This window comes from Nonomuraea sp. B5E05, from assembly GCF_039880665.1.
GTDB lineage: Bacteria > Actinomycetota > Actinomycetes > Streptosporangiales > Streptosporangiaceae > Nonomuraea.
The window spans coordinates 151966-164084 of sequence record NZ_JBDPMJ010000002.1 but is presented as its reverse complement, the minus strand read 5'-3'; the positions used below and the strand labels follow the sequence as shown (position 1 = coordinate 164084).

Annotated in this window: 13 protein-coding genes; 8 read left to right on the top strand and 5 right to left on the bottom strand. The window is 67.1% G+C overall.

Annotated elements, in window-relative coordinates; translation table 11 throughout:
• Window positions 1-3 precede the first annotated feature (3 nt).
• From ABGB01_RS04210 to ABGB01_RS04190, 5 genes are read left to right on the top strand one after another with little or no spacing between them, the layout of a single operon-like run.
• Entirely contained in the window at window positions 4-957 is a 954-nt protein-coding gene (locus ABGB01_RS04210) for an ABC transporter permease (protein WP_347770469.1), read from the top strand.
• Window positions 954-1802, top strand: coding sequence for an ABC transporter permease (locus ABGB01_RS04205; protein ID WP_347770467.1), 849 nt, complete (start codon window positions 954-956; stop codon window positions 1800-1802). The genes ABGB01_RS04210 and ABGB01_RS04205 overlap by 4 nt, the downstream gene beginning before the upstream one ends.
• Window positions 1799-2968 (top strand): Xaa-Pro peptidase family protein, encoded by a 1170-nt coding sequence (locus ABGB01_RS04200; protein WP_347770465.1) that lies wholly within the window; start codon window positions 1799-1801, stop codon window positions 2966-2968. Before ABGB01_RS04205 ends, ABGB01_RS04200 begins: the two co-directional genes overlap by 4 nt.
• Before the next feature lie 10 nt (window positions 2969-2978).
• Window positions 2979-3818: an alpha/beta hydrolase gene (locus tag ABGB01_RS04195; RefSeq protein WP_347770463.1), complete on the top strand. Its 840-nt coding sequence runs from the start codon at window positions 2979-2981 to the stop codon at window positions 3816-3818.
• A 19-nt stretch (window positions 3819-3837) separates the two neighbouring features.
• Window positions 3838-4830: an Lrp/AsnC family transcriptional regulator gene (locus ABGB01_RS04190; protein WP_347770461.1), complete on the top strand. Its 993-nt coding sequence runs from the start codon at window positions 3838-3840 to the stop codon at window positions 4828-4830.
• Between the two features lie 13 nt (window positions 4831-4843).
• On the opposite strand, the gene ABGB01_RS04185 is transcribed toward ABGB01_RS04190, so the two are convergent.
• From ABGB01_RS04185 to ABGB01_RS04170, 4 genes are all read right to left on the bottom strand, one after another.
• Window positions 4844-5365 carry a DUF6036 family nucleotidyltransferase gene (locus ABGB01_RS04185; protein ID WP_347770459.1) on the bottom strand — a complete coding sequence of 174 codons (522 nt, stop codon included), beginning with the start codon at window positions 5363-5365 and terminating at the stop codon, window positions 4844-4846.
• Entirely contained in the window at window positions 5362-5727 is a 366-nt protein-coding gene (locus tag ABGB01_RS04180; RefSeq protein WP_347770457.1) for a hypothetical protein, read from the bottom strand. The genes ABGB01_RS04185 and ABGB01_RS04180 overlap by 4 nt, the downstream gene beginning before the upstream one ends.
• A gap of 48 nt (window positions 5728-5775) precedes the next feature.
• Complete coding sequence (locus ABGB01_RS04175) at window positions 5776-7209, bottom strand: phenylacetate--CoA ligase family protein (protein ID WP_347770455.1); 1434 nt, start codon at window positions 7207-7209, stop codon at window positions 5776-5778.
• A gap of 163 nt (window positions 7210-7372) precedes the next feature.
• Window positions 7373-7900 (bottom strand): winged helix-turn-helix domain-containing protein, encoded by a 528-nt coding sequence (locus ABGB01_RS04170; RefSeq protein ID WP_347618905.1) that lies wholly within the window; start codon window positions 7898-7900, stop codon window positions 7373-7375.
• Between the two features lie 134 nt (window positions 7901-8034).
• Between ABGB01_RS04170 and ABGB01_RS04165 the strand changes: the two genes are divergently transcribed.
• Window positions 8035-8895 carry an alpha/beta fold hydrolase gene (locus ABGB01_RS04165; protein WP_347618906.1) on the top strand — a complete coding sequence of 287 codons (861 nt, stop codon included), beginning with the start codon at window positions 8035-8037 and terminating at the stop codon, window positions 8893-8895.
• Between the two features lie 253 nt (window positions 8896-9148).
• Here the strand turns inward: ABGB01_RS04165 and ABGB01_RS04160 are convergent, their stop codons facing one another.
• Entirely contained in the window at window positions 9149-9907 is a 759-nt protein-coding gene (locus ABGB01_RS04160; protein ID WP_347770452.1) for a GntR family transcriptional regulator, read from the bottom strand.
• 208 nt (window positions 9908-10115) lie between these two features.
• Between ABGB01_RS04160 and ABGB01_RS04155 the strand changes: the two genes are divergently transcribed.
• Complete coding sequence (locus ABGB01_RS04155; protein WP_347618908.1) at window positions 10116-11246, top strand: adenosylhomocysteinase; 1131 nt, start codon at window positions 10116-10118, stop codon at window positions 11244-11246.
• Entirely contained in the window at window positions 11243-11809 is a 567-nt protein-coding gene (locus ABGB01_RS04150; RefSeq protein WP_347770450.1) for an NUDIX domain-containing protein, read from the top strand. Before ABGB01_RS04155 ends, ABGB01_RS04150 begins: the two co-directional genes overlap by 4 nt.
• Window positions 11810-12119: the final 310 nt, after the last annotated feature.

The window sequence follows — 12119 nt, the reverse complement described above, 5'->3', positions numbered from 1 at the left end:
CCCATGCGGTTCATCGGCATCCGGCTGGCCCGCGGCCTGCTCACCCTCTGGTTCGCGGTCACGGTGACGTTCTTCCTGGTGCGCCTGCTGCCCGGCGACCCGGTGCTCGCCGTGGCCGACCCGAACATGACCGAGGAACTGCGCCAGAAGCTGCTCGCCGACTTCGGCCTGGACCAGCCGCTCGGCGTGCAGTACCTCAACTATCTGGGGCAGCTCCTTCAGGGCAACCTGGGGATGTCGTTCCGGCAGTCGGTCCCGGTGACCAGCGTGCTCATGGAACGGCTGCCGTGGACGCTGATCCTGACGATCTCGGCCATGGCGGTGACGATCGTGCTGGGCATCCCGCTCGGCGTGCTCGCCGCCACCCGGGCCAAGGGCTGGATGGACCGCGTGATCCAGCTGACCGGCGTCACCGCGCAGTCGCTGTTCGTGCCGAGCGTCGGCATCCTCCTCATGTACGTGCTGGGCGTCTGGCTCGGCTGGTTCCCCATCGGCGGGGCGGTCGACCTCGACGCCACCGGCTTCGCCGCCACCCTCAGCATGCTGCACCACCTGGTGCTGCCGTGCCTGTCGCTGGTGCTCATCCAGCTCGGCGGCTACGTGCTGACGATGCGCACCACGCTCATCGACGCGCTCGGCGAGGACTACGTGTCGCTGGCCAAGGCGAAGGGGGTCAAGCCGGGCAAGGTCGTGTGGAAGCACGCCCTGCGCAACGCGCTGCTGCCGACCACCACGATCGCCGGACTCCAGCTCGGCACCCTGGTCGGCGGCGCGGTGCTGACCGAGACGATCTACGCCTACCCGGGCATCGGCCGGGCCGTCTACGAGGCGGTCGGCCAGCTCGACTTCCCCGTCCTGCAGGGCGCGTTCGTGCTGCTCGCCGCCGCCGTCGTGGTGGCCAACCTGATCACGGACGTGGCCTACGGAATCCTCGACCCCAGGGTGCGTACCTCATGACGACGGTCGAGCTCACCCCCCGTCAGCGGACCTGGTCCGCCTTCCGCCGCAACCCGCTCGGCATGGGCAGCGGGGCCCTGCTCATCCTGCTGGCGCTGGTCGCGGTCTTCGCGCCGCTGCTCGCGCCCTTCCCCGAGGGGTACGGCACCGACACCTCGCAGCCGCCGTCGGCCGCGCACTGGTTCGGCACCGACGACATCGGGCAGGACGTGTTCGCCCAGGTGGTGTGGGGCACCCGGGTCAGCATGGCGGTCGGCCTCAGCGCGTCCGTGCTGGCCATCGTCATCGGGCTGCTGATCGGCGTCAGCGCCGCCTACTTCAGGCGGCTCGACACGCCGCTCGGCGTGCTGGTGGACCTTTCCCTGTCGCTGCCCATGCTGCCGCTGATGATCCTGGTGGCGGCGCTGGCCGGGCCGAGCGTGCGCACGCTGGTCGTGGTCATCGCGCTGTTCAGCTGGCCTGAGGTGGCCCGCGTGGTGCGCTCACAGGCGCTGGCGATCGTGCCCATGCCGTTCGTGTCGGCGGCGAAAGTCGTCGGCGGCTCGTCGTGGTGGATCGTCCGCAAGCACCTGCTGCCCGGCGTGATCCCCGTCGTCGGCGTGTCGGTCGTGCTGACCACCTCCCGCGCCGTGCTCGCCGAGGCGGGGCTCTCCTTCCTCGGCCTGGGCGACCCGAACAGCTGGTCGTGGGGCACGATCCTGCACAAGGCGCAGCAGTCGGGATCCCTGGCCTCCGCCTGGTGGACCACCCTGTTCCCGTCGGTGGCGATCCTGCTGCTGGTGCTGTCCACGACCCTGCTCTCCGTGGCCTACAACGACGCTCGCAACCACAGGAGCGATACATGACCTTCTCCCAGACGTTGCCCGACGCCTTCTACGCCGGCGCGCTCGGCCGGGTCCGAGCCGAGATGTCCGCCGAGGGCCTGGCGGCGATGGTGCTCGACGACCCGCTCGACGTCGCCTACCTGACCGGCTTCCACCACTTCCCGAACGAGCGGCCGGTCGCCTGCTGGCTGCCGCTCGACGGCGACCCCGTGCTGCTCGTCCCCGACCTGGAACGGGAGTACGCCCAGGACCAGGGGGCGCGGGCCGAGATCGTCGCCTACCCGGAGTTCCCCGGCGTCAGGTCGCCGTTCGCGGTGCTGGCCGGTCACGTGAAGGCGCATGATCAGGCCGCGTACGCGCCTTCGACCAGCGTCGCGAGGGCCCAGGCGCTGGCCGAGGCGTTCCCCGCCACCCGGTGGAGGGCCTCGAACGCGGTCGGCCGCGTACGGCTGCGCAAGCTGCCCGAGGAGATCGCCCTGCACGAGGAGGCCGCCCGCATCGCCGACGCGATGATCGAGGCCGGCGTCGAGCTGGTCAGGGCCGCCGTCGAGGCCGGCGGCGACCTGCCCGCGGAGACGGAGCTGGCCTCCCACGTCATCGCCCACGGCAGCGCCCTCATGTACGCCAGGCACACGGACGTCGTCGTCGTGCCCATGCTCACCGGCGGCCTCGTCTACGGCGGGCCCAACTCGGCCCAGCCGCACCGGCTGCCCGGCGGCGACCGGCTGCGCCAGGGGGAGACGTTCATGCTCTCGCTCGGCTGCGCCGTCGGCGGCCGGTTCGTGGAGAGCGAGCGCACGTTCGTGATCGGCGAGCCGACGACGAAGCAGGCCCGCTACTACGAGACCGTCCGCGAGGCCCAGGAGACCGGCACCGAGGCGCTCGTCGCGGGCGTCACCTGCGAGGAGGCCAACCGCCGCTGCCTGCGGGTCATCGAGGAGGCCGGGCTGGCCGAGCACATCCGCCACCGGCAGGGGCACGGCATCGGGCTCGGCTTCCACGAGCCGCCGTGGCTCTCCGACGGCGACGCCACCGAACTGGCCCCCGGCATGATCCTGTCCAGCGAGCCCGGCGTCTACGTGCCGGGCCACGCCGGCTACCGCATCTCGGACACCGTCCTGGTCACCGAGGCGGGCCCGCGCCGGCTCACGGCGTACCCGCGCGAGCTCACCGACGTCATCATCTGAAAGGCACCCCGTGTTCGTCGACATCAACGACAACCCGCTCAACGTCGAGATCCTCGGCGACGGCGAGCAGACGATCATCGCCCACCACGGCGCCCCGGGCCTCGGCTCGCTCGCCGAACCCCGGGCCAGCTTCGGGCGGCTCGCCGACGAATACCGCGTCGTCGTGTTCGACGCCAGAGGCTCGGGCAAGAGCGGCCAGACGGGCCCGTTCACCCACGAGCAGTGGGTCGCCGACGTCGAGGGCCTGCGCCGCTGGCTCGGAGCCGAGCAGGTGATCGTCGCCGGCGGTTCGTACGGCGGCTTCATCGCCATGGAGTACGCCGCCCGCCACCCCGGCCGCGTGAGCGCCGTCGTGCTCCGCGACACCTCGGCCGACAACGCCAACCAGGAGCTCGCCACCCGCAACGCCGCCGCCTCGTCCCGGGTGAGCATCGACCCGGCCAAGCTCGACCGGATCATGTCCGGCACCGTGCGCGACGACGACGACCTGCGCGACTGCTGGCGCGAGATCCTGCCGCTCTACGACCACGATTACGACCCGGCCAAGGTGGAGCAGCGGGTGGCCGCCACGCCGTACCACTACCAGACGCACAACTACGCGTTCGCCGTGAACCAGCCCGCCTACGACATCAAGCATCTCCTGCCCGGCATCACCGCCCCTGCCCTGATCACCGTCGGCAGGCACGACTGGATCACCCCGGTCGAGTGCAGCGAGACCATCGCCGCCCTCATCCCCGGCGCCGAGCTGCGCGTCTTCGAACGATCGGGGCACTCGCCGCAGGTCGAGGAGGCCGAACTGTGGGAGGCGACCGTCCGCGACTTCCTCCGCAAGGTGCGCGAACGGGCCTGAACGCGCGATGATGCCCCCGATGGATGATCTCGACGACCTCGACCGCAAGATCCTCGCCGCGCTGCACGTGAACGGCAGGGCCAGCTGGACCGACATCGCCCAGCTGCTCGGCATCTCCACCACCACGGTGGCGCGGCGGGCCCAGCAGCTGTTCGCGGCCGGGCTGGCCCGCGTGGCGGTGCTGCCGCACCTGGAGTGCGACGGACCCGTCAACACCTTCATCATCCGGCTCACCTGCGCGCCCGGCAGCCAGCTGCGGGTCGCCGGGCTGCTCGCGGCCAACCCCGACGTCCGCTACGTCACCATCGTCACCGGCGGTTACGACATCGTCTTCGAGCTGGTCGCGCCCAAGGACCGCGACCTCTACTCGATGCTGGTCGAGTTCGTGCACGCCATCCCCGGCGCCCAGCAGAGCAGCGCCGACCTGGTGCTGAACACGTACAAGGTCAGCTACGACTGGAGCGTTCCTGTGCTGGGGGAGCAGGCGGCGTCGTTCGCGGTGCCGCCGCGCGCCCGGACGTGCGGGCGCAGCCATCTCGACGACGTCGACCGCGAGGTGCTGGCCGCGATGCGGGAGGACGGGCGGGCCAGCTTCCAGTCGGTCGGGCGGCGCCTCGGCATCAGCGAGAGCACCGCCAGGCGGCGGCTGGAGGGCCTGCTGGAATGCGGCTGCGCCATGGTGACCACGTTCATCCCCGCCGCCGCGCTCGGCTACGAGGCCGAGATCCTCTTCTGGCTGTCGGTCGAGCCCAGCCTGCAGGACAGCGTGGCCGAACGGCTGTCCGGCGAGCGCGGCGTGCGGATGATCGCCTCTCTGCTGGGGCAGGCCTCGCTCATGTGCGAGGTGATCGTGCCGACCACCGCCGACATCCACCGCTTCACCTCACGCACGCTGGCCTCGATCCCCGGCATCCACTCCTGGACGGCCGGCGTGCAGGTGCTGACCGTCAAGCGCGGCTTCCTCATGGTGCCGTGGGCCGAAGACCGGATCGCGGCCGCCCTGGCGACATAGCCGGCGCTCCGCCTCAGCCGAAGAGCTCGGCCAGCACCGCTCGCGCCCGCGGCGAGACCTCCTCGCCAGGGAAGAACTGCTCACAAAGCAGAAACGCGTCCTCCGCGGTTGCGATATCAGCAAGACTCGCCAAGTGACGAAGATCATCTATGTCCCGCGTTCGCGCGGCGATCGCTTTCATCGCGAAGATGTGTTCAGGTGATGCCGCCATCACACGCAAGCCGGGATGATCGAAGACTCTACGCTTGCCAGGGTCGGCCTTGCCAGAGATGTAGACGCTGGCTTGCTCGTTCAACCACCACGGCGGCAGGTCGAGGTCCTTGGCGACCTCGCGTGCCTCTTCCAGAACGACTCCGTGCGGCACGAAAAGCGCGTCGACATCCCGGGTGACCCGCACCGCATCATAGGCCAGCGCCATGGCGGCCCCGCCAACGACGAAGAGATCAGCTACGACACCACGCCGCACCAAACGTTCTCCCAGTGCGGTGAACGCTCGCTCGAGTTCGGCTCGGCCGAGTAGCCCGTCGTCGCTCACGCCGCCTCAAGATCATTGATGGAGAGATAGACGCCGTGTTTTCGGAACGCCGACGGTGCCCAGACGAGTGCGTCGGTCCGCTGGCTGGCCAACTCAGCGGGGAACCAGGGCCGGCGAAGCACGCGAAGAGCCGCCCACGGCGGGGGGGCGAGGTCGTGCTTGGCAGCGAGATGCTCGGCGAGGGCAGCCAGGAGCGCGTCCCACCGCTCATCACCGACGGGCTCCGGTTCGGCCTGAAGCAGCGGCGGCTGAAGCTCGGGCGGCTCCCAGCGATATTCTTCCAGAAACTCCCAGACGAGTTTCCACCGAACCTTGTCATCGATGTTCGCAGTCAAACGCGCGGCGAGGTCGGAAAGTGTCATCGGACGATAAGCCATTGATTCCCTTCCCTGCTTGCGCTCGGTTCGATGCTATCGCCTTTGGCTACGGGCGCTCAGTCGGTGAACATGATCGCCCGGTCGAGGACCAGTACCTGCGTCGGCAGCGCGGGTGTAGCGGTGTTTGGCGCCCGGAGGGAAATACTCCGGGTCGCCCGACTCGCGCAGGCGGATGAACGGCGCCTGCCGCGCGGGGGGCACGTAGTGGGCGAACTCGCTGTTCAGCCGGAGCAGCTGCGTCAGGATCGACTCGCCCGCCGCCTGGGCGATCTCCTCGGCCGGCTTCTCGCCCGGCATCAGCTCCACCGTCACCGTGAGATGCCGGTCGCGGTCGGCGTCCTCGCTCACCTCCAGCACGAACTTGCCCGTCACCCTCCCGCTGATCGCGGGCTGCTCCAGTCCGATCGCGATGTTCTCCGGGAAGACGTTGGCGCCGTAGTAGGAGACGGTGAAGTGGCTGCGGCCGAACACGTACACGAACGGGCGCTCGGGGCCTCGCGCGGCCGGCTCGAAGCCGTGCCGGCGGACGAAGGCCAGCATCTCGTCGTACGCGACCAGCCCGCCCTCGTCGGCGATGTGGTAGCGGATCAGCGGGACCCCGTTGTCGCCCGAGAACAGCAGGGTTCCCTGGTGCTCCTCGAAGAACCGCACCGCGGGGTCGTACTGGACGAGGGTCGGCAGCCGCGACTCGCGGAAGAGCTCCCTGGCGGCGTCGGGGCGGTCGGACAGGAACCGGCGGATCTCGACCGACAGCGGGGTCTCGTTGCCCAGCACGCCCGCGTCGGCGGTGCCGTACAGGGAGGCGATTCCGCGTACCGGGTCCTCGATCCCCGCCCGACCGGCGACCAGCGTGCGCCACTCCTCGCTGAACACCTCGCCCGCCGTGACCAGCCTGATGTTCCAGCGGTGCCACGGAAGGTCCTCGGTGTCGATGACGTTCTTGAGGAACGGCGGGTAGCCGAGCAGCACGACCTGGTCGAAGTGCGGGGCGAGTTCCGGCAGGACGCGCAGGATCTCCCTCCGGTCGGTCCCGGGCGCGACCACGGTGATCGGGTAGCCGCGCGCGGCCAGGTGACGGCAGCAGTCGACCGTGAACAGGCCGCCCACCCAGGTGCCGAGGGCGAAGCAGACGACGGCCAGCGTGCGGCGTTCATGAGCGGCGAAGGAGTCTCTGAAGACCTCCTCGAAGCGGGCGGCGATCACCTGCTCGTCGGCCGCCGACCGCGGCCAGAACGACGGCTCGCCGGTGGAGCCGGACGACACCGCCACGATGTCCCCGATCACGCCGTCCCTGCACAGGTCGGGGAGGGGATGGCGACGCGTGTAGGTCTCCTTGGTCGTCATCGGCAGCCGCACAAAGTCCTGAAATGTGCGGATTTTCTCGGGATCGATGGAGTTCTCCGCCAGAAAGGCGCGATAGGCGGGAACGCTCGCCGCCACCTGCTGGAAGAGCGCAACCGGGTCCATCAGCCGACTCTACGGCGAACCCGCCCTCAGTAAAACGCCCACGCTCGACGTCTTCCGGGGGTCATCGCAACACAGTGATCAGTGGCCGGCTGTGAGCGTTCCCAGCAGACGACCCGGCAAGACGCGAGTAGTGCGTTCTGGTGTGCGTGACCTCCGGAACGCGCTATGCGTCAAGGGCTGGATGGGGGGCTCCATGGAGGAAGATCCGCACGGACTCGGCGTCTGCTGGAGTGAGTGACGGATCTGTCAGCCGGGCGATGTACGGTTCGAGCAGCCCCGTGAGACTCTTGCCGATCGCGTCGAGTTCCTCGGGAGTGAGGGGCACGCTGATTCCCGAGACGAAGGCCGCGTTCTGCCAGGCTTGAGGGGTGGAGTGACGGGTCTGGGTCCATGTGGTCATGCGGGCGGCCTCCCGTTCGATGAGCACCCGTTCCAGCTCCGCGGCCGCCGGGCCACCTTCCACCGCGGACCACTTCTGTTCGTGGTCGGTCAGCCGCCACAGCCGCTCGCGCTTGTCTTCTGAGGGCTGGGCCTCGGTGACGTAACCGTACTTGGCCAGTTGACGTAGGTGGAAGGAGCACGACGCCTGGGAGGTGGCCAGGTGCTTGGCGCAGGTCGTGGCCGTCGCGGAGCCGATCCGTCCGAGCAGGTCGAGGAGTTCCAGGCGCAGCGGGTGCGCGAGAGCGCGCATGGCTCTTGGATCGCTTGTCCGCATCCGTCAACGATAGCTTCGGCGGTAACGCAAAGTGTCAAAGCATCCTTTGACACTTTGCGGGGCACGGCTTACGATCATGCACATGACGCATCGGCGGTTCTGTCGCGGGAATGACGAGTAGCCGGGCCGCTGTGGTCCGGACAGGGTCACATCGCATTAGCGTTACTACCTTCGGTAGCGGAGAACCTGCCGTGGTCGTTGAGCCGGCATTCGGTGGAAATGCCGCATCGTGGCGAGACGTGGCCGAGACCCTGGCCGATGAGACCGCAGTGGTGACTTACGACCGAGCCGCCTACGGCTCCAGCAGCCGAGCACTCGACAACAGGACACCAGGCGATATCGCTCGCGATCTTCATGAGGTTCTGGACGCAGCGGACATCCCGCGCCCTGTCGTACTCGTCGGTCACTCGGCCGGCGGTGTGCATGCCAGGGCCTTCACTGGGCTCTATGACACGGAAGTGGCGGGCATGGTGCTGGTCGACTCCAGCACCGAAGGCCAGGCGCAGATCCTTCGCGACTGCCTTCCCTGGCGGGACAGGTTCTTCGAAGCGGTGACCCTGCCTTTCCTTATGACGGTTTCCCGGGGCATCCGCAGCGGCGCCGATCGGCGGTCGATGATGCGCGAGCACCGAGCCTTGAAGCGGCTGACGGTGGCCGACCAGCCTCTGCCCCCTGGGGCGCTGGGCGACAGGCCTCTCGTAGTCCTGACCCGCGGCCCGGGTCGTGGCGGCACGGTTTCCGAGGACTGGCGTTGCTGGCACGACCTCAACGCCGACCTGGCCCTCCTGTCGGCCAACAGCCGCCATGTGATCGCCCATCGGGCCGGTCACTACATTCACCACGACGATCCCGGGATCGTCGTCGCCGCGATCCAGGACGTCGTGCACAGCGTGCGAACCGGAAATCGGCTCGACCCCGTCGCATCCGCGTACGGACCGACCCGCCAGGAACCGGATGAACACGCTGGCTGACCAGGCGCGGGCGACGAGCGGCATAGGAAGATGTCCGGTTGGGGTCGTTGCGGCAACCGCTGGATCGGTCCGTTCGGCCGCGTGGGATCCCTGAGTGGTGGAGCAACCTCGCCGCCGCCGACGAAGACGTAGTCATCGGTCAGGTAGCAGGAGTAGGAGCCCTTAGAGATACCGGATCGGGTGCCCTAACCCGAGCAGGCCCCTTCGTGGTAGCGGAGGGGCCCTCTTTATGCAGTGAGAGCCGGCTGGAGACCTAAATCTGGATCCGGTAGTCCAGCACCGCGCTGTCTCCTGGGACCACTATCGGGTGTGCGACCTCGACGACACGGCCCTGAGCGAGCAGCCTCCTGGTGATCGCGAACACAGGAACTCCAGTGGAAATCTTCAGCGTCTCCGCCTCCGCCGGCGTCGGCATCCGAGTCCTCACGGATTCGGTGATGTCGTCGACAACGATCCCGATGGAACGTAGCTGGTTGAACGTGCCGCCAGGCCAGGGCTCGTTATTCGGATCTGCGACTGGAGTACCCTCGACATCCGACGCGAGGAGGTACGGCCTCGACATCTGGGTTGGCACACCACGCGAATAGAAGACGAATCTCCGGTCGAGCAGCCTTGTACCCGGATCAACGCCGAACAGCTCGGCCAACTCGGCATCGGCCGCAGCCCACTCATAGGAGACGTCCAGCCGGTACTCCGACCAGGTGATCCCCTGATCCGACGTGTACGAGGACTTCGGGACGTCCTGAGGGCCGATATCGGCCAGGTAGCGCTCCGAGGAAATCCGCCGGATGGGACGTCGCTGCTTGACGATCGTCCCGCCCCGAGTCCTGGACTCGACCAGACCCTCGGACTTGAGCTGCTCCATGGCCTTACGGACGGTCATGAGGGAAACCGCGTAAAAATCGGCCAGCTCGTCATTGGACGGAAGCCGCGTACCGGCCTTTATCGCCCCAGAGTGGATCTTCTCCCGGATCTCATCAGCTATCCGGAGGTAAGCAGGCCGCCCCTGCACACGTTCTCCTTCTCGTACTCCTCGGAGGGTTGACAGCAACCCTACGTCGGGCCATTTTCATATACGGAATTCGGATTCGGCATACGCAAATCAAGCGGAGGTCAGTATGTCAGACCTATCCGATCTTGCCAGCAAGCACCCCCAATGGTCGCTCTGGCGAAGCGGGACGCATCGATAGCTCACACCTGATCACCAGAAGGAGATCCCCATGCTGGAGGACTTCGAGAGATCCCGAGTAGATGCGTTCTTCAGGCGGGTCGTCGAGCGCTCGGAAACGGCGGGCAACGTCTCGACCCTAGTCATCACCCACCTACTACCGGAAAGGCCAGCGTTCATCCGTGCCGTGGCGAGGGCAGCACGGGTCCTGGCCGTCCTCCCCAAGCCGAAATCCATCCACGGGCATGCTCTACGGGAAGTCGCAGAGACGTTCCACGTGGACAAGCTCGACCGGTCCCGATTTTCGGATCCGGCCCGAGCTCTGGAGTACCTGGAGCATCGAGCTCCTTCCCAGCGCATCGTGCTCCTGGATGTCGGTGGTTACTTTGCCGGCAGTCTGGACTACCTCTGCTCCAGGTACTCCGGACAGCTCGTCGGCGTTGTGGAGGACACCGAGAACGGCCACCAGCGCTACCAGGCGTTAGGCAAGCTGACGTGCCCTGTCTACTCGGTGGCCCGATCTCCGCTGAAGGAGCCGGAAGACTTCCTCGTCGGCCAGTCGGTGACGTTCTCGACCGAGGCTCTGATCCGCACCAGAGGAGACATCCTCCAAGGCCGACAAGCCGCCGTAATCGGCTACGGGAAGCTCGGCCGGTCGATCGCCTCCATGCTCCACGCCAAGCACGTCGAAGTCACCGTCTACGACTCCAGCTCGGTCCGTAGGGCCCAAGCACTGTCGCAGGGACACCGGACTACCGAGACGCTCGCTGAGGCTCTCTGCGGAGCTGGAGTCGTCATCTGCGCTACAGGCAACCTCTCCCTCCGAGCCGAAGATTTCGGCCGGATCGGCAACGGTGCCTACGTAGCCTCCGTCACGAGCTCAGATGACGAGCTGGAGCTTGACGCCCTCCCGGGCCTCTACAGCCGCGAGGAGGTAGGCGGCAGCATCACCAAGTACAGCCGCACTGGACATTACTTTTACGTACTGGCCGACGGGAACGCCGTCAACTTCACCCACGGAGCCTCTGTCGGGCCGTTCATATTCCTCGTACAGGCCGAAATTCTGGCCGCACTGACGCAGCTAGCAGCACATGAGCACGAACCAGGTATACACGAAGTACCGGACGAAACTCGCCAGGCTATTGCCTCGACCTGGTTGGACTACTTCAATGGAGCGTCATGAGCATTTCTCAAGCCGAAATTCGGGCAACCATCCGTAGGTATCTCGACATCTACCCGGAAGAATCAGGCAATCTCCAGGTACTAATCCGGTCGGTCGAAAATCGGCCGAATTTGTGGTCCAGGAAGACGTACCCGATGCACATCACGTGCAGCGCCGCCGTCGTGGACGACCTCGGTCAGGTCCTCGTGATTCACAACCTCGCGCTCGACCGGTGGCTCCTGCCCGGAGGGCACATCGAGCCCAGCGACTTCAACCTCGTCGCGGCCTGCCTCCGGGAGCTTCGGGAGGAGTCGAGCATCAACAGCCAGCTCGCTGTATCTCCATCAGGTCTGGACACCACGCCCATCGACATCGACATCCACGAGATTCCGGCCAACCCGAAGAAGAGCGAGCCCGAGCACATGCACGCGGACTTCAGGTACGTGTTCAGGACGCTATACCAGAGGGTCGAAGTACAGGACGAAGAAATCGGCGCGTACGCATGGCGTAGGCCCAGAGACCTTCACACACTTCGTCTCGTGCAGAAAATCACGGAGCTGGCTGACCAGCCGTTCGCCGTTTGAATGCAAACAAGCCCCGCTCGACCGTCATGGCGACAGTCAAGCGGGGGCTTTAGTTGTTCTCGGAGTCGGGAAAGGGTCAGGACAGGCCAAGGGCGTACTGCCGGCACAGATAGCCCCAGATCGAGTTTTGCGGGCGACCCTTGGCCTTCTTGAAGGCGTTCACGGTTGTTGGCCGAATTGGCGTCGACCTTGAACAAGTACAGGTCCTTCAGAGTGTGGCCGCGAGGAACAGACGGGACCGGATCGTCTGGCGACGGGCAGCACGGCAGGACGTCCGGTGGGGTCGTTGCGGCAACCGCTGGATCAGTCC

Excerpts from the sequence above, each read along its gene's own strand:
- ABGB01_RS04175 (WP_347770455.1), bottom strand. The coding sequence starts at position 7,209 with ATGGACCCGGTTGCGCTCTTCCAGCAGGTGGCGGCGAGCGTTCCCGCC.
- ABGB01_RS04170 (WP_347618905.1), bottom strand. The coding sequence starts at position 7,900 with ATGCGCGCTCTCGCGCACCCGCTGCGCCTGGAACTCCTCGACCTGCTC.
- ABGB01_RS04155 (WP_347618908.1), top strand. The coding sequence starts at position 10,116 with ATGCTGGAGGACTTCGAGAGATCCCGAGTAGATGCGTTCTTCAGGCGG.
- ABGB01_RS04210 (WP_347770469.1), top strand. The coding sequence starts at position 4 with ATGCGGTTCATCGGCATCCGGCTGGCCCGCGGCCTGCTCACCCTCTGG.
- ABGB01_RS04165 (WP_347618906.1), top strand. The coding sequence starts at position 8,035 with ATGACGAGTAGCCGGGCCGCTGTGGTCCGGACAGGGTCACATCGCATT.
- ABGB01_RS04150 (WP_347770450.1), top strand. The coding sequence starts at position 11,243 with ATGAGCATTTCTCAAGCCGAAATTCGGGCAACCATCCGTAGGTATCTC.
- ABGB01_RS04190 (WP_347770461.1), top strand. The coding sequence starts at position 3,838 with ATGGATGATCTCGACGACCTCGACCGCAAGATCCTCGCCGCGCTGCAC.
- ABGB01_RS04205 (WP_347770467.1), top strand. The coding sequence starts at position 954 with ATGACGACGGTCGAGCTCACCCCCCGTCAGCGGACCTGGTCCGCCTTC.
- ABGB01_RS04200 (WP_347770465.1), top strand. The coding sequence starts at position 1,799 with ATGACCTTCTCCCAGACGTTGCCCGACGCCTTCTACGCCGGCGCGCTC.
- ABGB01_RS04180 (WP_347770457.1), bottom strand. The coding sequence starts at position 5,727 with ATGACACTTTCCGACCTCGCCGCGCGTTTGACTGCGAACATCGATGAC.